General features: G+C 34.8%; 14 protein-coding genes. 6 read left to right on the forward strand and 8 right to left on the reverse strand.

Annotation, left to right across the window (positions count from 1 at the left end; all coding sequences use genetic code 11):
• The first annotated feature begins 47 nt into the window (after positions 1-47).
• Positions 48-761 carry a 3'-5' exonuclease gene (locus BLT80_RS02075; protein WP_092465924.1) on the forward strand — a complete coding sequence of 238 codons (714 nt, stop codon included), beginning with the start codon at positions 48-50 and terminating at the stop codon, positions 759-761.
• 55 nt (positions 762-816) lie between these two features.
• On the opposite strand, the gene BLT80_RS02080 is transcribed toward BLT80_RS02075, so the two are convergent.
• The gene (locus BLT80_RS02080) at positions 817-4,812 is read right to left on the reverse strand and encodes an immunoglobulin-like domain-containing protein (RefSeq protein WP_092465925.1); all 3,996 of its coding nucleotides are present in this window, start codon (positions 4,810-4,812) and stop codon (positions 817-819) included.
• Between the two features lie 166 nt (positions 4,813-4,978).
• Between BLT80_RS02080 and BLT80_RS02085 the strand changes: the two genes are divergently transcribed.
• Entirely contained in the window at positions 4,979-6,670 is a 1,692-nt protein-coding gene (locus BLT80_RS02085; protein ID WP_092465926.1) for an ABC transporter ATP-binding protein, read from the forward strand.
• Here the strand turns inward: BLT80_RS02085 and BLT80_RS20360 are convergent.
• The 6 genes from BLT80_RS20360 to BLT80_RS02110 form a co-directional block, all read right to left on the reverse strand.
• Positions 6,665-6,790, reverse strand: a complete 126-nt coding sequence (locus BLT80_RS20360) for a hypothetical protein (protein WP_262508015.1) — start codon at positions 6,788-6,790, stop codon at positions 6,665-6,667. The two genes, BLT80_RS02085 and BLT80_RS20360, sit on opposite strands and share 6 nt — an antisense overlap.
• Before the next feature lie 240 nt (positions 6,791-7,030).
• Entirely contained in the window at positions 7,031-7,684 is a 654-nt protein-coding gene (locus BLT80_RS02090; protein ID WP_092465927.1) for a CoA transferase subunit B, read from the reverse strand.
• A gap of 2 nt (positions 7,685-7,686) precedes the next feature.
• Positions 7,687-8,388, reverse strand: coding sequence for a CoA transferase subunit A (locus BLT80_RS02095; protein WP_092465928.1), 702 nt, complete (start codon positions 8,386-8,388; stop codon positions 7,687-7,689).
• 92 nt (positions 8,389-8,480) lie between these two features.
• Positions 8,481-10,838, reverse strand: a complete 2,358-nt coding sequence (locus tag BLT80_RS02100) for a penicillin-binding protein 1A (protein WP_092465929.1) — start codon at positions 10,836-10,838, stop codon at positions 8,481-8,483.
• Between the two features lie 5 nt (positions 10,839-10,843).
• A complete protein-coding gene (locus tag BLT80_RS02105; protein ID WP_092465930.1) occupies positions 10,844-11,347 on the reverse strand; it encodes a gliding motility lipoprotein GldH in 504 nt (167 codons plus the stop codon).
• Entirely contained in the window at positions 11,331-12,554 is a 1,224-nt protein-coding gene (locus BLT80_RS02110; protein WP_092465931.1) for a PSP1 domain-containing protein, read from the reverse strand. Before BLT80_RS02110 ends, BLT80_RS02105 begins: the two co-directional genes overlap by 17 nt.
• A 209-nt stretch (positions 12,555-12,763) precedes the next feature.
• On the opposite strand from BLT80_RS02110, the gene BLT80_RS02115 reads away from it, so the two are divergent.
• Positions 12,764-14,197 (forward strand): peptidoglycan DD-metalloendopeptidase family protein, encoded by a 1,434-nt coding sequence (locus BLT80_RS02115; RefSeq protein WP_175455530.1) that lies wholly within the window; start codon positions 12,764-12,766, stop codon positions 14,195-14,197.
• A gap of 86 nt (positions 14,198-14,283) precedes the next feature.
• Here BLT80_RS02115 and trhO read toward each other — a convergent pair whose 3' ends face one another.
• Positions 14,284-15,354: an oxygen-dependent tRNA uridine(34) hydroxylase TrhO gene (gene trhO / locus BLT80_RS02120; protein WP_092465933.1), complete on the reverse strand. Its 1,071-nt coding sequence runs from the start codon at positions 15,352-15,354 to the stop codon at positions 14,284-14,286.
• A 557-nt stretch (positions 15,355-15,911) separates the two neighbouring features.
• Between trhO and BLT80_RS02125 the strand changes: the two genes are divergently transcribed.
• The 3 genes from BLT80_RS02125 (at position 15,912) to recA (ending at position 20,906) form a co-directional block, all read left to right on the forward strand.
• On the forward strand, positions 15,912-18,320 hold the full coding sequence (locus tag BLT80_RS02125) for a TonB-dependent receptor (RefSeq protein ID WP_092465934.1): 2,409 nt from the start codon (positions 15,912-15,914) through the stop codon (positions 18,318-18,320).
• Positions 18,321-18,342: 22 nt separating this feature from the next.
• The gene (locus BLT80_RS02130) at positions 18,343-19,647 is read left to right on the forward strand and encodes a hypothetical protein (RefSeq protein WP_139180999.1); all 1,305 of its coding nucleotides are present in this window, start codon (positions 18,343-18,345) and stop codon (positions 19,645-19,647) included.
• A gap of 254 nt (positions 19,648-19,901) precedes the next feature.
• Entirely contained in the window at positions 19,902-20,906 is a 1,005-nt protein-coding gene (recA, locus tag BLT80_RS02135) for a recombinase RecA (RefSeq protein WP_040757350.1), read from the forward strand.
• Positions 20,907-20,978 lie beyond the last annotated feature (72 nt).

Genomic DNA, 20,978 nt, shown 5'->3' on the forward strand with positions numbered 1-20,978 from the left:
AAATCTCTGAGGCTTTTTAAACTTTTGAGGTTTAAAAATTGACACCTATGATTTCAAAACTCAACCTAGAACACATTCTATTCTTAGACATAGAAACTGTTCCTGAAACGGAAAATTTCACTGATTTAGACAAAACAAAACAAGAGCTTTGGGATGCTAAATCGCGTTATCAACGTAAAGAAGAATTTACAGCCGAAGAATTTTACGACAGAGCAGGCATTTGGGCTGAGTTTGGAAAAATTGTATGCATTTCCGTTGGGTATTTTAATATAGAAGGTGAATCGAGAACCTTTAGAGTTACGTCGTTTTATGGCGATGAAATTAAAATATTAAAGGATTTTAAAAATTTACTGATTTCACATTTCAGTTCTAATAAGCACTTACTTTGTGCCCATAACGGTAAGGAATTCGACTTTCCATACATCGCAAGACGTATGATTATCCACAACATAGAATTACCACACAAACTAAATCTCTTCGGCAAAAAACCATGGGAAGTACCACATCTCGATACTTTAGAGTTATGGAAATTTGGTGATTACAAAACATACACCTCTTTAAAATTATTGACGAACGTTTTAGGCATTCCTTCACCTAAAGATGATATTGATGGCAGTGAAGTCTATCATGTTTATTACAAAGAAAAAGAGATTGACAGAATTGTTGTCTATTGTGAAAAAGATACGATTGCCGTAGCTCAAATCTTCTTAAGATTGCGAGGAGACGAATTACTTCACGACAATGAAATAAAACATATATAAAAAAAGTCCAGATTTTAAATCTGGACTTTTCATTTTCAACTAATTCACTAAGATCTTATTCCTTAATAAATCGCTGTACTTTAGTTTTCTCGCCAATGTTTACTTGTAACATATAAACACCACTATCAAATTTAGAGACATCAATCGCAGAGGTGTAACGTCCTTTTGCTACCGTCTGCCCTAACATATTTGTAATTTGAAACGTTTGTGCTTCAAAACCAACTAAATCAATATTAAGCGTCTGCTTAACAGGATTTGGATGTACTTTAAAATATTGGTTTGGATTATCTGAAATTGTACCAGGATTAGTATCTAAGGTTGAATTCCCCACGTTACCTAAACAGAAATTAGTAGTTTGTGAGCTTGTAAATGATGCACCTGATGCTAATGTAATTCCTGAATCTGAATTTGTTAATGAATAAGAACCATTCCCATAAGAACAGCAAATACCATCTCCATAAACATCAGTAATTATAAAATCGTAGCAACCATCTTCTAAACAGCCTACATCAACAGTTAAAGTAGAACCATCTGCCTGAGAGCCATAAGTTCCTCCAGAAGCCACTGTACTGCCAGATGCATCTCTTATACTCCAAGCCGTTTCTTCAGGATAATTATCAAATGTAATTGAAAGCGACACATCAGAACAAGAACTAGAACCTCCACCTGTAGTAAGATTAACAGCATCAATAGCCATATCACCTTGCCAAGTTGTTCCTGTGACTCCATTAAAACGTAATTGAATAGATCCACCAACATAAGCAGCTAAATTCACACTCCCTGTTAACCATGAATTTCCTTGGTTACCAGATTCACTCCAAATACTTGTCCAAGTTGCTCCATTGTCATCACTTAACTCTACAGCTAAACTTCCCATAGAAGATGCTCCATACATATGGTATTTAAACATAAACGTCGCTTGAGAAGCACTTCCTAAATCAAAACAAGGAGAGTTTAAAATGGCTCTTTTTGTTGAATAATTAGGAGAAGAAGATTCCATAAATAAATAATAAGAACCAGCATCAGCACTTGAAGGGCCAGTACTACTAGATGGAGTACTTCCACTTCTATTTGTCCAATTAAAATCATCGCTAGAACTTTGAGACCAAGATCCTAAAGTGTTTTCAAAACTTTCAGAATATGGGAATGTAGAAATACCACCTGAACAATCACCTGTAGAAGGTTGGGTTACTATAATAGATCTTATACGTTGTGTTGCTGAGTTTCCAGCGGCATCACTAACATTATAATATTTGGTGTATGTTCCTGCTGAATTGGTATTTACCGTTCCTGTGATTATGATACTCGATGTTAAGTTGCCATCAATATTATCAGTTGCAGTTGCCCCTAACTCATTATAAGTATCTCCAACTTCTAAGTTAATTGTTGATGCTCCTGTTAAGGTAATTACTGGTGCAGTTGTGTCTGCAGGTTGTGATACAACAATCGATCTTGTACGTTGCGTTGCGGCATTTCCTGCGGCGTCGCTTACATTATAATATTTGGTATAAGTTCCCGCGGAATTGGTATTAACCGTTCCTGTAATTACAATACTAGACGTTAAATTACCATCAATATTATCGGTTGCTGTTGCCCCTAACTCATTATAAGTATCTCCAACTTCTAAGTTAATTGTTGCTGCTCCGTTCAGCGTAATAACTGGCGCTGTTGTATCTGCAGTGCCTGCAATTAAGTTAACGGTGTAATCTTCAACTTCACCATAAGTAAATGATTGACACGCTGTAGGAATCGCATTATAACTCATAGACACACGCATTCTTGTAGCTCCAGAATAGGTTCCTGCTGGTATTGTAAAGCTTGCGCTAACAGGTGACGTTTGTGTTGCTGCTTGTGATAAAACTTGTTCTCCCGAATCTGAGAAATCACCATCATGGTTATAATCAATCCATACGGAATACCCTTCATTATATTGCGTTCCCGTCCAAGTTGGAGTTACACTTACCGTATAAGTTTGACCTTGGGTTAAGTTGGTTGACATATTTGTAAAATCCGAATAAAACTGTGCTCCAGAGGAATTATTAATAGTTCCTAATTGCACTCTACTAATGTACTCATCATTAACATTACTACTTGTAGATGTACAATAATTTAATTGCACTTCTGTTGTTGTAAAGTTTACTGAACTTGTATAACTTGATGTTGAACTATCTGCACATTGACTTCTTACTTGCACTTCATAAGACGTTTCTGAAGATAAACCAGACAAAGATGTTGATGTTCCTGAAACTGCAGATGATGTCCATGTCGATGTTCCGACTTGACGGTATCTAAAATCATATGACGCTCCAGATACAGCATCCCAAGATACTGTTGCCGTAGAAGACCCAAACCCATCAATGGATAAACCTGTTGGTGTTGTTGCGCTACAAACTATTGGCGTTTGAGATAAGCCTGTAACAATTAAGGAATAATTTTGACTTCCACCTGTTAATGAGCCCTTGTGCGTAATTGTAATCGTATACGTTCCTGAAGCATTTGCTACATCTACACGTTCGTACGGATCTTTTGTATTATCTCCTTTTCCATTTGTTGTGACTCCTGTTAATCTCCAAGGAGTATAACTTGTACCTCCTTTAGTAACTCTAATATCTAAATCATTAACTAAATTAGATGCTGTAGAATTCACAGATGTAGAAGCTGTTCCCGCTCTATCTGTCCAAGAAACTGAGGCATACAAATCATTTATGCCGTCAGAATCTACAGTAATTTGATACGATTGTCCATTAGATAATGTTAACTCTTCAATTTTAGATGCATTTCCATTGTTTGTAATTGCTTCTGCAGCACGCTTAGTATTCATTAAACCCCAGCCAAAAACAGCATCAGGTCCACTAGAACCAGCATCATCCGCAGTATGAAGCGCCAATCCCTTTAAAGTCGCAGCGCGCATATAACTTCCATTTACATTATTAGCATGTTGTTGCAGTAATAATAAAGAACCAGCAACATTTGGTGATGCCATAGACGTACCAGTGATACTAGCATATGCTGTATTACTAGACTCGTATGTAGAATATACAGCTGTCCCATTACCTGTAATGTCTGGCTTAATTCTATAATCATCTGTAGGTCCTTCGCTACTACTACTGTTTATCGTTACACTTACAAGGTTTCCGTTAGCATCAATATTAGCATCATTAGCATTGGCCACAACTATGTTGTTTTTAGCTGTTGCATGACCAGAAAGTTTATCATAGGAAGAATTTCCAGCTAAAGGTGAACTATTTGCTGAATTATCAGAACCATCATTACCTGCGGCAACAACCATTAAATAATTTGGCGCATTAAACATAATCTCATCCCAATCTCTAGAGTCCGTGATATAACCTCCAAAATAATAACTAGGCAATTGAGCTTGCCCTGCTGAATTTCTAGCCGCATACCCATAAGAATGATTTGAAATTAACATTCCGTTTCCTGCAGCAGTTGCGGCCTCAGAAGTATCGTTATTCCATTCGTAACCCACAGCACTTGCCTGGGGAGCCATTCCTTTTGCATTAGCAACGACACCAGACGCTATAATAGTTCCGGTAACATGTGCAGAATGGTAATTTAAGGTTGTGGTGCCATCTCCTATCGAAAATCTGTTATTACCGCCAGGCCCATCATATTCTTGGTGAGATGCACGCGCTAAACCCCCATCCCAAACATGTGCTATCATGTTTTGACCGTCGAGGCTCAATCCTAAAGAACCCCCAGAATTTAAATGATTCGCTCTCGTAGATTTCGCCGCAGCAACATTAAATGTTCTATAATAAATAGGTTTGCCTTCTGAAGAAATTTTTTGAAGTTCCATATAAGAATCTTCAGTTTTAATTATAAGTGGCCAACCATTAACTAATGCCATTTGTGTCGCAAAATCTTTCTCGGCTTTAGTTTGTTTATCAAAATTCTCACTTAATTCTTGAATCGCTTGCTTATCGTAGCGACTTGTGATCTGTTCTTTTTGAGGATCGGTTTGTGCATATGCTGACAGAACAGACAGCATTAACAAGATTACACAAACACCATTAAAATACTTTTTTTTCATACGAAATAGGGATTATTTAAGATTATTTTACTATTAATTTCTATGAAAGTATTAAAATTTTGTTAAAACAACAATTTAACGAAAACGTTTTCGCTGAAATATCGGTGACTTTTTTAAGGTTACGGTTTTACCACAGCACTATTGAAGAAAATAACTACATTTACATATGGCAAATGAAAAATTATTAGAAGTTGAAGGACTACAAATTTCCTTTTATAAGGATAACATTGAAAAGGAAATTATTAAAAATATTTCATTTCATATTAATTCAAATGAAATTGTAGCTGTTGTTGGTGAATCTGGTTCTGGAAAATCTATTTCATCATTAGCGTTAATGGGTTTATTACCAAAGCAGATTTCTAAAATTACTTCTGGTTCTATCTTATTTAAAAATGAAAATCTAGTTGGTTTGTCTGAAAAAGAATTTCAAGCCAAAAGAGGAAAAGACATTGCGATGATTTTTCAAGAACCTATGAGTTCCTTAAATCCGTCGATGCGATGTGGTAGACAGGTTGAAGAAATCTTAAAGCAACATTTTAAATTATCTAATTCAGAACTAAAGACCGAAGTATTAAATTTATTTGAAAAAGTAAAGCTTCCAAATCCTGAACGTATCTACAAAGCTTATCCTCATGAAATTTCAGGGGGACAAAAACAGCGTGTGATGATCGCCATGGCAATTGCCTGCAAACCAAAACTATTAATTGCGGATGAGCCAACTACAGCTCTAGATGTAACAGTTCAAAAAGAAATTTTAGAGTTGTTGAAGACCATTCAGACCGAAACAAAAATGAGTGTGTTGTTTATTTCTCACGACTTATCCTTGGTTTCCGAACTCGCAGATCGTGTCCTCGTAATGTATAGAGGCGAAATTGTAGAACAAGGCACTACGGACACCATATTTAATCGTCCGGAACATAATTATACGAAAGCATTAATCGGAGCACGACCTTCAACTAAATTTAGATTAAAACAATTACCAACGATTTCAGATTTTATGACTGATAAGGTGAGTACAGCAATTGTTTCAGATTTAGATAGAGCAGAAAATCACGAAAAACTATATGCACAGAAACCGTTATTAGAAGTTATAGATGTTGAAAAAACATATTACTCAAAAACAGGATGGTTCACAAAAGACGAACCCTTTAATGCTGTTGATGGTGTAAGTTTTAAAGTATATCCTGGTGAAACTATAGGTTTGGTAGGTGAATCTGGTTGTGGTAAATCGACTTTAGGTAATGCGATTTTACAGCTGGATAAAGCCACAGCCGGACGCATTTTATATAATGGAAAGGATATCACTAATTTAAGCCGTTCGGACATGAGAACGTTACGAAAAGATATTCAGATTATATTTCAGGACCCCTTTGCTTCTTTAAATCCGCGGTTAACCGTTGGCAATGCTATTATGGAACCAATGATTGTACATAATATCGAAACGTCTAACAAAGCACGAAAAGAAAAAGTAATAGATATTTTAGAAAAAGTAGGTTTAGATGCTTCAGCTTTTGATCGTTATCCTCATGAATTTTCTGGAGGTCAACGTCAACGTGTGGGTATCGCAAGGACAATTGCTTTAGAACCCCAACTTATAGTTTGTGACGAATCGGTTTCGGCTTTAGACATTTCTGTACAAGCACAAGTTTTAAATTTATTGAATGATTTAAAGTCCCAATTTGGGTTTACCTATATATTTATTTCACACGATTTGGCCGTTGTAAAATATATGGCTGATCAATTACTAGTAATGAATCAAGGAAAAATTGAAGAAATTGGAGATGCAGATCATATTTATGCGTCTCCAAAGCAAGCATACACAAAAAAGCTAATTCATGCTATTCCGAAAGGATTATAGCATGAATACTCTTTTTGCTAATTTTAAAACATTTGAGACTAACTCCAAAGTGTTTTCTAATGCTGAAAATCCGTGATCTTCATTTAAAGTAGGTTCTGGTAGATTTGATTTAGTTTTCATAAGCAGTAATTCTTGGTAGATTTGGGGCAAAAAGGTAAATTTCGTTTTATGTTAAATCAGGTTAATAAAATAGTTTTGTTTGGGGACTGCAATATGAAATATATTTTTAATTAATCAGGTTAAATACATTATAAATCGATGAAATACGCTAATTTTTAACGTTTAACATATAATATTAGGAATTTACGCACAAAAAAGCCACTAAAAATTAGTGGCTTCAATTTTTTATAATAGAATTATCTACAATTTCATTTCAGGGATATCTCCTTCAATAATTAGCTCTCCTTCTGTTGCATTTTTGATATCATCAACAGAGACTCCAGGTGCACGCTCTAAAAGTTTAAACCCTTTTGGAGTAACCTCTATAACTGCAATGTTCGTTACTATTTTCTTCACACAACCAACTCCCGTTAATGGTAAGGAGCACTTTTTCAGCAACTTAGACTCACCCACTCTGTTGGTATGCATCATAGCCACAATTATATTCTCTGCACTGGCCACTAAATCCATAGCACCTCCCATACCTTTAACCATTTTACCTGGAATTTTCCAATTGGCTATATCACCATTTTCTGACACTTCCATGGCTCCAAGTATCGTTAAATCAACATGTTGACCTCTAATCATAGCAAAACTCATTGCTGAATCAAAAAATGAAGCCCCTGGTAAGGTTGTTATAGTTTGTTTTCCTGCATTAATGATATCTGCGTCTTCTTCTCCTTCAAAAGGAAATGGTCCCATTCCTAAAACACCATTTTCACTCTGAAACTCTACTTCGATATCATCTCTTACATAATTAGCAACTAAAGTAGGTATACCAATACCTAAGTTTACATAATATCCATCTTGTACTTCCTTTGCAATTCGTTTTGCTATTCCGTTTTTATCTAACATAACTATGCTTTTTGTCTTACCGTTAGTTGCTCAATTCTCTTTTCGTACATCTCACCTTGAAATATGCGTTGTACAAATATGCCTGGTACATGAATTTGATTAGGATCTAACTCTCCCACTGGTACTAACTCTTCAACCTCAGCAACTGTTATTTTTGCTGCTCCACACATTACAGGATTAAAATTTCTGGCTGTTCCTTTAAAAATTAAGTTACCGGCAGCATCACCTTTCCATGCTTTTACAAAAGCAAAATCAGCTTTAAATGCATGTTCTAGCACATACATTTTTCCATCAAATTCTCTGGTTTCTTTACCTTCTGCGACTTCTGTTCCATAGCCAGCAGGTGTGTATATTGCAGGAAATCCCGCTTGTGCAGCTCTACAACGTTCCGCTAAGGTACCTTGAGGAATTAATTCAACGTCTAACTCACCTGAAAGCATTTGTCGTTCAAACTCATCGTTCTCTCCAACATAAGATGAGACCATCTTTTTAATTTGCTTTTGATGTAGTAATAAGCCTAAACCAAAATCATCGACTCCAGCATTATTAGAAATACAGGTTAGTCCTTTTATATTACGTTTTACGAGGTCGGCAATGGCATTTTCTGGTATTCCAGATAAGCCAAAACCACCGAACATAAAGGTCATATTATCACTGACTCCTTTTAAGGCTTCAGAAATATTGGCCACTTTTTTATTAATCATATTTTGAAAAATTTTGCTTCTGAAAAATACAAAACTATGTCCAAAACTTATAATTAATAATCATAAAATAAGGGTGTGACTTTTAGATAGTCTTAGAAATCGAATTCGATATTTTCGACACCATCTGACTCATCAACGAGATCTCCTTCATCTTTAGCTGTACAGTCTATATCTATTTTTAAATTTAAAGGTTTCTCAAATGCTCCATTAGAGACATTTAAAGTTTCATCGGCATAGCATGCATTCATATACAAGCCCCAAATTGGTAATGCCATAGACGCACCTTGACCATAAGTAATTGTTCTAAAATGAACTGCTCTATCCTCTGCACCAACCCAAACACCAGTCACTAGGTTTGGCACCATACCCATAAACCAACCATCACTTTGGTTTTGCGTAGTACCTGTTTTACCAGCAATAGGATTTTGCAAATCATAAGGATAGCCTGTCATTACTTCTTGATACATTTTATTGTACTTATCAACCCCTTTAGATCTTAAACGTCCTCCAGAGCCCGCTTTCGTAACACCTTCCATTAAATTTACAGTAACATAAGCTACTTCTTCACTTAAAACATCTTTACTCTCAGGAGCAAATTGGTATAGAATTGTACCATTCTTATCTTCAATACGCGTCACCATTACAGGCTTGTTGTAAACTCCTTTATTTGCAAACGTAGAATACGCTGCAACCATCTCATAAACGCTGATATCTGCTGTTCCTAAAGCAATGGCTGGCACTGGTAAAATATCTGACGTAACACCTAGTTTTTTTGCCATTTCAACTACAGGTTGAGGTCCAACTTCATTCATTAAACGTGCTGTAATTGTGTTTGTTGAACTTGCTAAAGCATCTTTTAGCGTTTGCTCACCTGAATAATTACCATCAGAATTTTTAGTGGTCCAAGGCTCTGGATTTCCGAACTTATTCGCCTCAATAGTAATTGGGGTTCTTGGAAATATATCGCAAGGAGACAACTGTAATTGATCGATTGCTGTGGCGTAGACAAAAGGCTTAAATGTAGAACCTACTTGACGCTTTCCTTGCTTTACCATATCATATTGAAAGTGTCGGTAATTCATACCGCCAACCCAAGCTTTTACATGACCTGTATTCGGATCCATAGACATCATTCCTGTGCGTAAAAATGATTTATAATAACGCATGGAATCTATTGGCTTCATAACCGTATCTACTTCACTCGGTTTACCATTTATCCATTTAAAAACCGTCATTTCAGTTGGTTTTTGAAAAGATGCTTCAATCTCCTTATCTGATTTCCCTTGATTTTTAAGAATTCTCCAACGCTCGCCACGTCTCATACCGTCATTCATCAACTTATTAATCTCCGAAGTATTAAGTTCTCGGAATGGCGCTGTTTTATTGCGCTCTGGAGTATTCTGGTTGTCAAATTCCGCCTGCAACCTTGGCATGTGCTTCCCTACAGCATCTTCAGCATACTGCTGCATGCGAGAATCTATAGTGGTAAAAATCTTAAGTCCATCAGTATATAAATCGTATTTACTACCATCTGGCTTTCTATTCTTATCATCCTTTGCCCAATCTTTCATAAAACCCCTTAGGTATTCTCTAAAATATGTCGCAATCCCTTCTCTATGAGATTCAGGTGAATAATTTAAATCTAATTCTGTTTTTTGAAGCGAATCTTTTTCAGTTTCTGTGATGTAATCGTATTTAGCCATTTGAGCTAATACCACATTTCGCCTATTTCTAACACCTACAGGGTTTTTGTGTGGTCTAGGATTGTATAAAGAAGAATTCTTAAACATACCAACCAACATTGCCGATTCTTTTACATCTAAGTCTCTTGGCTCTTTTCCGAAATAAATTCGAGATGCAGAACGTATACCATCACCATTATTACCAAAGTCATAGATATTAAAATACATGGCAATAATTTCTTCCTTTGTGTATTGGCGCTCTAAACGAATGGCTATGACCCATTCTTGTATTTTCTGAATTATAGCATTTGTTGTATTGTCTTTATCCCTAACTCCAATAAATAATTGTCTAGCCAACTGTTGTGATATGGTACTTGCTCCACCTTTACTTCCTAAAAAAACAAAAGCTCTAAGCGTACCGCGTCCATCGATCCCAGAATGCTCATAATGACGGACGTCTTCTGTAGCGATTAAGGCATCTACTAAATTTTTTGGTAAATCTTCATAACCAATTGGAGTTCTGTTATCATCAAAATAAAACTTGCCTAATGTTTCACCATCGGAAGATATTATTTCTGAAGCCAGATTGGTTTCAGGATTTTCTAATCTTGTATAATCTGGCATTTCACCTAATACTCCCCAAGATGCTAATAAAAATATTAACACTACGGCTGAGATGCCACCTAAAAATACTATCCAAAACCAACGTACATATTTTGAAAAATCTAAAGTTTCTGATTTAGATTTCGTTGTTTTCTTTTTTGCCATATTCACTACTTTTGAGCTTGTTCTACTCTAAAACCAATATCTGTTATACCTTGTAAGTTTTCTACACCATTAACAACACCATTGCTTCGCATGGCATGTTGAATATTAACAGTGTAATCACCTTCTTCGTTAAATACAAATGGTTCTTTATAACCTTTAAACCACAATTTATTTTCTTTTAAATCTGAAAATCCAGTACCTAAAAGTTCACCATTTGGTGCTGCCATTTTATATTCTAAAGTATCTTTAACAACCTTTCCGTTAGGGTAGTTCATCTCTACAATAAGAAATAAATTGCTAAACTTATAAGCGTCAGTATTTCTTAAATTAACATATAAATTGTAACTATTTGAGGTATCTGGTGCTTTAAAATTAAAAGTCGCTATCGAATCTTTATGCCATTGGTTCGGCACTGATTTATAAGTATCAAAAACGGCATTAGAATCACAATTGGTAAATAAAAAACAACTGATGACTACAAGAAATAACCTGTTAATTTTTCTTAGCATTTGGCTTTGGCTTTGGCTTTGCATTAGAATTTTGATTCCGGTTTCTATTTCGAGGTTTGTTTTTGTTGTTATTTTGATTGTTCTTATTGTTTTTACGTTTCTTATTCGATTTTAGATTATCGAAACGTGTTAAACTATCTTGACCTACAACGTTTTCAAACTCGTTTTTAGTGTCCTCAATATGCTCAACAGCATATTCTTCTAAACTTGCTACTTTTTCTTTATTCTTGTTCTTCTTAATAATTTCATTAGCTTGTTCTGTAGTGATAATGTGCCAATTCATCCATTCACCTTCATAAGCGTACCACATTAAGCCTTTGAAAATATCTGTTTTTTGACAAACCGCATTTCCCTTTTCAGTATACAATTTAGTATCCGTCTTAGGAAACGCTTTTAGCGCATCTAAATAAGAATCTAACTCATAATTAAGACAACATTTTAGCTTACCACATTGTCCTGCAAGCTTTAATGGGTTTAAAGATAGTTGCTGATATCGTGCCGCTGAAGTGCTCACAGATCTAAAATCCGTTAACCATGTAGAACAACACAATTCTCTACCACAAGAACCAATTCCACCAAGTCTTGCCGCTTCCTGTCTAAAGCCAACTTGCTTCATCTCAATACGTGTTCTAAACTCGCGTGCGAAGACTTTAATTAACTCTCTAAAATCTACACGTTCTTCTGCAGTGTAGTAAAATGTAGCTTTACTCCCGTCACCTTGAAATTCAATATCCGAAATTTTCATTTTCAGCTTTAAATCTATAGCAAATTGACGTGCTTTTACCTTCATTGGCTCTTCTCTATCTCTAGCTTCTGACCAAATATCAATATCCTTCTGAGACGCTTTTCTATATATTTTTAAAACATTTTCAGCATCGTCAAGTCTTACTTTCTTACGCTTCATTTGTATACTTACCAATTCACCAGTAAGAGTAACCATACCAATATCGTGACCAGACTTTGCCTGTGTTGCCACAATATCACCAATGCTTAGTGTGAGGTTTTCTGTGTTCTTATAATAATGTTTTCTGCCATTTTTAAAACGCACTTCGACACCAATAAAGGGTTCTTGTCCGTTAGGAAGCGACATATTAGCTAACCAATCAAAAACAGTCAATTTGTTGCAGCTATCTGTACCACAAGTTCCGTTGTTTTTGCATCCTTTTGGTTGGCCATCTTCACCAGTTGAGCAACTGTTACAAGCCATAAAAATTTTATATATTAAATCTAAAAACTATTGGATTTTAGATATAGGATTCGTAAATAATTAATGAGTAAAGATAATATTATTTCTTTAGTTATCTAAAGTCTGCTTTGTTATTGCTATACGCCGTAATTATATTACTCTATAAAAATTTAATGCTCACATTTTTGAAACGTTTCGATTACATAATATTAACCAATACTCTAATTATTATGACATCTAAAAAAATTACATCGCTCGTTTTCTTTTTTCTGTTTTTTAGTTTTAGTTATACTCAAAATTCGCTAACACCAAGTGGTGGAGGTGAATTTATTTTTAATGCGAACAAAACACCATGTTTAACAGATGTTCAACGAGAAGTGCTTCTAAGTGACATTAAAAACGGAATTCAACAATTAAAACTTGAGAAAAAACTGGTTTTTAGCAAATACCACAAATCTGGCGGTCACCCCCTGTTTATTTGGCCTGTAAAAAAGAAAGATGGTCTTGAATATAATGACGTGTGGGGTATTTCTAATTATGTCGATCAAAACCTATCATATCCAAATCAAGTTTTAGATTATAATTGTGGATCTAAAACTTACGATACAGCATCAGGTTATAATCATTGGGGAATTGATATTTTCAATTGGCCATTTCAATGGAAAATGATGGATAACGATGATGTCGAAATTATTGCTGGTGCTCCTGGTCAAATTATTCTTAAAATAAGCGCTATGGAAGATAGAACTTGTTCAGCAGCAAGTGACATAAACAATTGGAATGTCGTAGTTATACAGCATACCGATGGAAGTGCAGCTGTATATGGTCACATGAAACAGAACTCATTAACTACAAAAAACGTCGGAGATATGGTAACCGAAGGTGAATTTTTAGGAATCGTAGGCAGTTCTGGCAACTCTAGTGGCCCTCATTTACATTTTGAAGTATATTCTGAAATTGAATGGGATGGAGTAGGACAAGACATCTTGGTTGACCCTTATGCTGGAGATTGTAATACTATGAATACAGACTCTTGGTGGCAAGACCAAAAACCTTATACTAATCCAAACATCAATGCTGTACTTACTCATAGTACTATTCCTGTCTTCCCAGATTGCCCAACGCAAGAAATAACCAATGAAAGTACTGATTTTGATGCTTCTGATGACATCCATTTTGGACTATACATGAGAGATCAAGTGAATGGCACAAGCATTAATCTAAAAGTTATAAGACCAGATAATACAGAAGTTTACAATTGGAATTTTCCTTTTACAGCAAATTACAACGCATCTTGGTTTTATTGGAATTTTTCAAATATTTATGACATGGATGGTGAATGGAAATGGGAAGCAACCTATCTAGATCAAACAGTTACAAATATGTTCAATGTTACGGGTTCTTTAAACGTTGATGAAGAAGATTTTAAATCCACTTCAATCTATCCAAATCCGTTTAATGCTATTGTAAACATCTATTCAAAAACTAAAATAAAATCGGCTCGTATTGTTGATGTTTTAGGAAAATCAATTTTAGAATTTAATAAAAATTCTGAAGAAGGCATTAAAGAATTAAACTTAGAAAAACTTTCTAAAGGGATGTACTTCTTAACACTAGAGGGAGATGGTAACCAAAAAAAAACAATTAAGCTTATTAAGACATAAAGAGCAGTTGTCAGTCTGAGCGCAGTCGAAAACCTTTTGATCTTCGTTCTTAAGACCTTTTCGACTCCGCTCAATATGACATTTATCTATGCTTTAGGTTTCATAGTTTCAAAAATATTCCGCAAATCCTTTTTAAAAGGCAAATGGTCTGCACGTCCTTTTTTGAAAATATCATTACTATTACCTTGTCCTTTTCGTAATGCTTTTTGCTCTTCAAAAGGCAATCGATTTATTTCCATACAGTTTGAAGAACAACAGTTTTCCATTTTTTCTTTACAAGAATCGCACTGAATAAATAATAAATGACAGGCTTCATTAGCACAGTTGGTATGTAAATCTGCTGGCTCCCCACATTGGTGACAATTGGCAATAACATCATCACTTATACGCTCTGATCGTCTTTCGTCGAACACGAAATTTTTACCTAAGAATTTATTTTCTAAACCTTCAGCTTCAATTTGACGCACGTAGTTAATAATACCACCTTCTAATTGAAATACGTTTTTAAAGCCTTTATGCTTGTAATAGGCACTTGCTTTTTCGCAACGGATTCCGCCAGTACAATACATGACTAGTTTTTTATCTTCTTTGTGTTCTCTTAAATCTTCTTCAATTAAATCTAAAGACTCACGAAACGTATCTACATCTGGTGTTACGGCATTTTTAAAATGACCGATTTCACTTTCGTAATGGTTTCGCATATCTACCAAAACGGTGTTTGGGTCTTCAATAAGCTCGTTAAACTTTTCAGCATTAACATGGACTCCTTTATTAGTCACATCAAAAGACGCATCGTTTAAACCGTCTGCGACAATTTTGTTACGCACTTTAACTTTCAACTTTAAAAAGGCAAAATTATCATGCTCAATAGCAATATTTAATCTTACATTTTCTAAAAATGAAATGGTGTCTAAATGGTTTTTGAATAGCTCAAAATTTTCTGCAGGTACAGAAAGTTGGGCATTAATACCTTCGTTAGCTACGTAAATCCTTCCAAGAACCTCTAATTGGTCCCAAGCAAGAAATAGGTGATTTCTAAAAATTTCGGTATTGTTAATTTTGGCGTACTTGTAGAAAGAGATTGTTAAGCGTTCTTTTCCCGCTTGTTCAATAAGTTCTGCTCTCTCCTTAGCACTTAAGTTATTGTACAGTTGCATGCTATACTAATTTTTAAGGTTAAAGAATTAAATAAATAATATGATGCAAAGGTATAATTTTTACTGAAATGCTTTAGAATAAGCACAAAAAAAAGCACCTTGAATATTTCAAAGTGCTTTACTAGATTAACTTACCAACTTAAAACAAATTAAAAAGTTAATCTACATCGGCTTAACAATTATTGAGGGATAATAAACGATAACTGAAACACCTAATGCTTTACTAGTTTATGTTAAAAAGCAGAAAAACAATTCAACTTTTTAAGGGCAATCATAGCAATCATTTCCTTTTTCATTTAGTAGATGCATAAAGTGTAAAATGGTTGCGTCAAAAAAATAAAAAATTTGACTTCTTTTTAGGTTTTTGAAGCCAAAGCATGCTATTCGGTCTTAGACCTTTATAAAATTGACAAATCAATTACCCTAAAAATCAGTGAAGAATAAATCTTACTTTATGATTTTACACGCTCTTATCACGTCTTTAAAATAAATAAAAATAATCACTATTTTTATTTGGAATAAATATAAATAAGGATATTTTTGCCAAAAATTTAGTTGTGTCCCTATTCAAAATATTTTCTGTTTTTTTATTCTTGGCTTACAGCATAGTTGGTTTTAGTCAGAACGGCCGTTTCTACGGAAAGGTAAAATACGATTCTAACGAACCTGCTGTTTCTACATTTATAGTACTAAATGGGAATGACATCACGAAAGAAACAAACTCTAATATAAATGGTAGCTATAGCTTTAAAGATATCCCATACGGAACTTATACAATAGCCTTTTATTCACTAAACGACATACCCAAAACCGTAACGGTAGATTTAGCATCAAAAAACCAAGAAGTTAACGTTACTTTAGAAGTTTCAGCCTTAGATGAAGTTGTTGTAAGATCTAAAACCGTTCAACAAAAAATTGAAGAAAAAGGATTTGCAGTTAATGTTATAGAAACTAAAGAAGCGGCAATTCAATCGATACAAGTTAACGAATTACTAGATCAATCTGCTGGTGTTAGAGTCCGTCAGTCTGGTGGTTTAGGATCTCACGCACATTATAACTTAAATGGGATGACAGGGAATTCAGTCAAAATTTTTATTGACGGAGTTCCAATTCGGAATTTTGGGCCCTCTTTTTCATTAAACAGTATTCCTCCGTCTTTAATTAAGCGTATTGAAGTTTACAAAGGTGTTGTACCTCCACATTTATCTGATGATGCCATGGGTGGAGCTATAAATGTTGTGCTAAATGATATTACCAAAAATGAATTAAAAGCGTCTATTTCTGCAGGGTCATTCGGAACCTACCACACCGATATTAATGGAGGGTACAGAAATAACAAAAACGGCTTCACTGCTAGAGGTTCTGCCTTTATAAACTATGCCGATAATGATTATGAAGTTTGGGGAGACCAAGTTGCTGTTGCGCTTTCTGCCGGCACACCTGATGTTTATATTAGAGCGAAACGTTTTCATGATCGCTACAGATCTCAAGGCGGTAAAGCTGAATTTGGATATACAAATGTTTCTTGGGCAGATAAGTTGTTGGCTGGTGTTTTACTTTCCAATATGGATCAACAAATTCAAACTGGTGCCACCATGGAAATAGTATATGGTAACCGATTTACAGAGCAAAACACCAAGATGTATAGTCTAGATTATGCAAAAAAAGAAGTTCTTAAAAATTTAGATGTCAGTGCGTTTGCATCGTATTCGCGTCTCAATCGAAAAACCATAGATACTATTGCAACACAGTACAGCTGGTTAGGTTATCCTACTAGTTATTATAATGATCCTGATGTTTGGGCCACAGGCGCAGAAGCAGGAGACCCAACACTACAGAAGGATATTGACGAAACTATTAACGCACGTACTAATGTGGCCTACCACACTAATGACAATAATACCATTCAGTTAAATCATTTATTAAACACGTTTACACGAGATTCTGATGACCCAATGCTGCCTGCAGCAGAAAATGCACTAAAAGAAGAACGCAAATATTTGAAATCTATACTAACACTTTCATTTGAAAATAGTGCCTTTGATGAAAAACTAAGAACTTCAGTTTTTGGAAAATCGTATTATATGGATAGAACTTCTAAACTACGAACACGAAGTTCTAACACATCCAATTCAACCATTAATATTGAAGAAAATAACATCACTTCTAACGATTTTGGTTTTGGTGGATCCATTTCGTATTCGATTTCTCCTAAATTAACCGTATTTGGGTCTGCAGAGAAAGCCCTCCGTTTACCAGAAGCCAATGAGGTTTTTGGTAATGTAGCAGCAAATTTAAATGCTTCAGTGAATTTAAAACCAGAGCACAGCAACAACTACAATCTAGGATTTACCTACGATAACTTAAAGCTTAAAGAACATACGTTTGGAATTACAGCTAATCTATTTATTAGAGACACGGAAGATTTAATTATGCAGTTTCCGACAGGCAGTAACGAAGAATTTTTTGAAAACTCTAACATCGGAAAGATTTATACCGAAGGTGTAGATTTCACATTAGACTATAATTTTAAGGAAAGGCTTTTTTTTAGTGCCAACTCTTCCTTTTTTAATGCTAGAGATTATAATGTAACCTATGATGTGAATGGTAACCTAATTACGCCAAGCTACGAAAGACTTGCCAATACACCCTATTTTACAATGAACTATAACATAAAATTCAACACACAGAATTTTATTCAAAAAGGGTCTAGGCTATCTACATATTCTAATTTACTATATGTACACGATTTTTTTAGAGGTAGTAGTGTCCTTGGTGGCTCAGGAAAAACGGTAATTCCTAATCAAGTTTCATTTGATGCTGGCTTTGCTTACACATTTCCAAAAAATAAAGTTTCACTAAGCTTTGATGTAAAAAACATATTAAACAATCAATTATTCGACAATTACGCGCTTCAAAAACCTGGAAGAGGGTTTTATGGCAAACTTTCATTTACAATTTTATAAACACAATTTTAATTTAAAAATTATGAATTACAATATTAAATCACTTTTAAGTATCGCCTGTGTATCGGCTTTAGCTTTGACCTCTTTTTCATGTAGTGAGGACGACGCTCCATCTACAACTCCTACCGAATCGGCTTATAGACCTTACCACTTAGTTATAGGCTCTAGCCCAACAGGTGAATCAGAAACTTACACGCAAGGAGTCACTGTAGAAGAGCTTAACGACCCAAATAAAACGTTTACATTTAATGGTTACGGTCAAGAGATTCCATCGACACGTACCGCAAGATTATATACGTCTAATGATGGTGAAACGGTATATAACTTAAATTATGGTGGCGGTGATATTGCTAAATATGACTATATCAACGGACAAAACTATAATTTACTTTTAACAACGGATATTCAAGCTGTAATGGGAACTGCCTATCCACGTTGGACAAAAATTGATGACAACTACGCGATGTTACACAACGTAACTACAGAAAACATCTATGAAGACCCAAATGATGAATCCTCTCCATATGTAAAAACGAATGCTACAGTGACTTTAGCACGTGTAGATTTAAATACGATGACGGTTTTAGAAAATGCCTCATTTGCTTTTCCTTATAATGAAGATGAATCTACAGAAGGTATTCATACCTTTCGTATTGATGCTCCTGTTATCACAAATGGCAAACTATATTACGGAGTTGCTAAACGTTTTTACGACGCTTTAACTGGTGAGAATGGCACTATGGTTTATGATAACGTTGAAACCTTAGTTGTAGATTATCCTTCTTTAGAAAACGAAACAACAATAACCTCAACATTAGCACAAGGATCTACAAATGGTTACAGAACACCTGTTGCTCATAAAGATGAAAATGGAGATACCTACCAACTAATAACGTCTGGAGATGCTTCAATTATGAAAATCAGTAACGGAGCTTACGATACAGCTTATGGCAAATTTGATATTAAATCGATTTTAGGTCATAATGCAGAAGCTAATACAGGTTGGTTTTATGTCGGTAATGGTATCGGTTATGTACCTGTTTTAAATACAGATTTAGGAGATAGTGCAAGTTCTAATTGGGATATTGTACGTGTTGATGTGTATAATAAAACAGCAATTAAAATGAATATCCCATTAGATTTATGGTTACGTCAGTACCAATGGGCAAGCATCATTGATGGCAAATTATATATGGCTTTAGCATCTTTAGGAGGTGTAGGCAATGTTTATATTTTTGATCCTAGTTCTACAAGTGCAGATGGTTACACTACAGGTGCTACCTTACAAACAGGAACAACAGATGCTTCATACATTGGGTTATTCTAAGCCTAAAAACACAATAAACCTACAGTCCTGAGACTAGGTTAACTATTTCAATAAAAAAACCAGAGCATGTATTTACTCTGGTTTTTTTTATGGTAAAAAGCGTTAGTTAATACTATTACTTCACCTAAATTATTAAAAAGTCAAAAAATCATCACTTTCATTTGTAGTAATTTGAAACGAGAAATGTTATTAATTAAAATAAGTGGTATTTTTGAATAATTATTTAATGAAGAATTCTAAGAAAAAAAGAACATATGAGTAGCGAAAAAGATGCAAAATTAAAAGCTTTAAAATTAACTTTAGATAAGTTAGACAAAGCTTACGGAAAAGGGACAGTAATGAAAATGAGTGATCAAGCTGTTGTAGATGTTGAAGCTATACCTTCTGGCTCATTAGGATTAGATATTGCTTTAGGCGTTGGCGGCTATCCAAGAGGCCGTGTTATTGAAATATATGGACCAGAATCTTCTGGTAAAACAACCTTAACACTTCATGCTATTGCTGAAGCTCAGAAAGCAGGTGGTATTGCTGCATTTATTGATGCAGAGCACGCTTTTGATCGTTTCTATGCTGAAAAGTTAGGAGTAGATATTGATAATTTAATTATTTCTCAACCAGATAATGGAGAGCAAGCTTTAGAGATTGCAGATAACTTAATTAGATCTGGTGCTATTGATATCGTCGTAATTGATTCTGTTGCAGCCTTAACACCCAAGAGTGAAATTGAAGGTGAAATGGGAGATTCTAAAATGGGCTTACATGCACGTTTAATGTCTCAGGCACTTAGAAAATTAACAGCTTCAATTAGCAAAACGAATTGTACAGTAATCTTTATTAACCAATTACGTGAAAAAATTGGTGTAATGTTCGGTAATCCAGAAACGACTACTGGTGGTAATGCCTTAAAATTCTACGCTTCTGTACGTTTAGATATTAGAAGATCTACACAAATTAAAGATAGCGATAGTAATGTAATGGGTAATAAAACCAGAGTTAAAGTGGTTAAAAATAAAGTGGCTCCACCTTTTAGATTGGCAGAATTTGATATTATGTATGGAGAAGGTATTTCTAAAGTAGGTGAAGTATTAGACCTAGCTGTAGAACACGAAATCGTTAAAAAGAGTGGGTCTTGGTTTAGCTACGGAGATACCAAACTTGGACAAGGACGTGATGCCGTGAAGATGATTATAAAAGATAATCCGGATCTTATGGACGAACTAGAAGCGAAAGTTAGAACGCTGATTAAAGAGTCTAAATAGAAATTTAAAAAAAATCCTGAATAAAATCAGGATTTTTTTGATTTTAGACGCAACCCTTTTGCGTTTTCTGCA

The organism is Winogradskyella thalassocola (genome assembly GCF_900099995.1).
In the GTDB taxonomy this organism is placed as follows: domain Bacteria; phylum Bacteroidota; class Bacteroidia; order Flavobacteriales; family Flavobacteriaceae; genus Winogradskyella; species Winogradskyella thalassocola.

Coding starts and splice junctions, on each gene's coding strand:
- BLT80_RS02090 (WP_092465927.1), bottom strand. CDS start 7,684: ATGTTAGATAAAAACGGAATAGCAAAACGAATTGCAAAGGAAGTACAA.
- trhO (WP_092465933.1), bottom strand. CDS start 15,354: ATGCAACTGTACAATAACTTAAGTGCTAAGGAGAGAGCAGAACTTATT.
- BLT80_RS02105 (WP_092465930.1), bottom strand. CDS start 11,347: ATGCTAAGAAAAATTAACAGGTTATTTCTTGTAGTCATCAGTTGTTTT.
- recA (WP_040757350.1), top strand. CDS start 19,902: ATGAGTAGCGAAAAAGATGCAAAATTAAAAGCTTTAAAATTAACTTTA.
- BLT80_RS20360 (WP_262508015.1), bottom strand. CDS start 6,790: ATGAAAACTAAATCAAATCTACCAGAACCTACTTTAAATGAAGATCAC.
- BLT80_RS02075 (WP_092465924.1), top strand. CDS start 48: ATGATTTCAAAACTCAACCTAGAACACATTCTATTCTTAGACATAGAA.
- BLT80_RS02100 (WP_092465929.1), bottom strand. CDS start 10,838: ATGGCAAAAAAGAAAACAACGAAATCTAAATCAGAAACTTTAGATTTT.
- BLT80_RS02115 (WP_175455530.1), top strand. CDS start 12,764: ATGACATCTAAAAAAATTACATCGCTCGTTTTCTTTTTTCTGTTTTTT.
- BLT80_RS02080 (WP_092465925.1), bottom strand. CDS start 4,812: ATGAAAAAAAAGTATTTTAATGGTGTTTGTGTAATCTTGTTAATGCTG.
- BLT80_RS02085 (WP_092465926.1), top strand. CDS start 4,979: ATGGCAAATGAAAAATTATTAGAAGTTGAAGGACTACAAATTTCCTTT.
- BLT80_RS02095 (WP_092465928.1), bottom strand. CDS start 8,388: ATGATTAATAAAAAAGTGGCCAATATTTCTGAAGCCTTAAAAGGAGTC.
- BLT80_RS02130 (WP_139180999.1), top strand. CDS start 18,343: ATGAATTACAATATTAAATCACTTTTAAGTATCGCCTGTGTATCGGCT.
- BLT80_RS02110 (WP_092465931.1), bottom strand. CDS start 12,554: ATGGCTTGTAACAGTTGCTCAACTGGTGAAGATGGCCAACCAAAAGGA.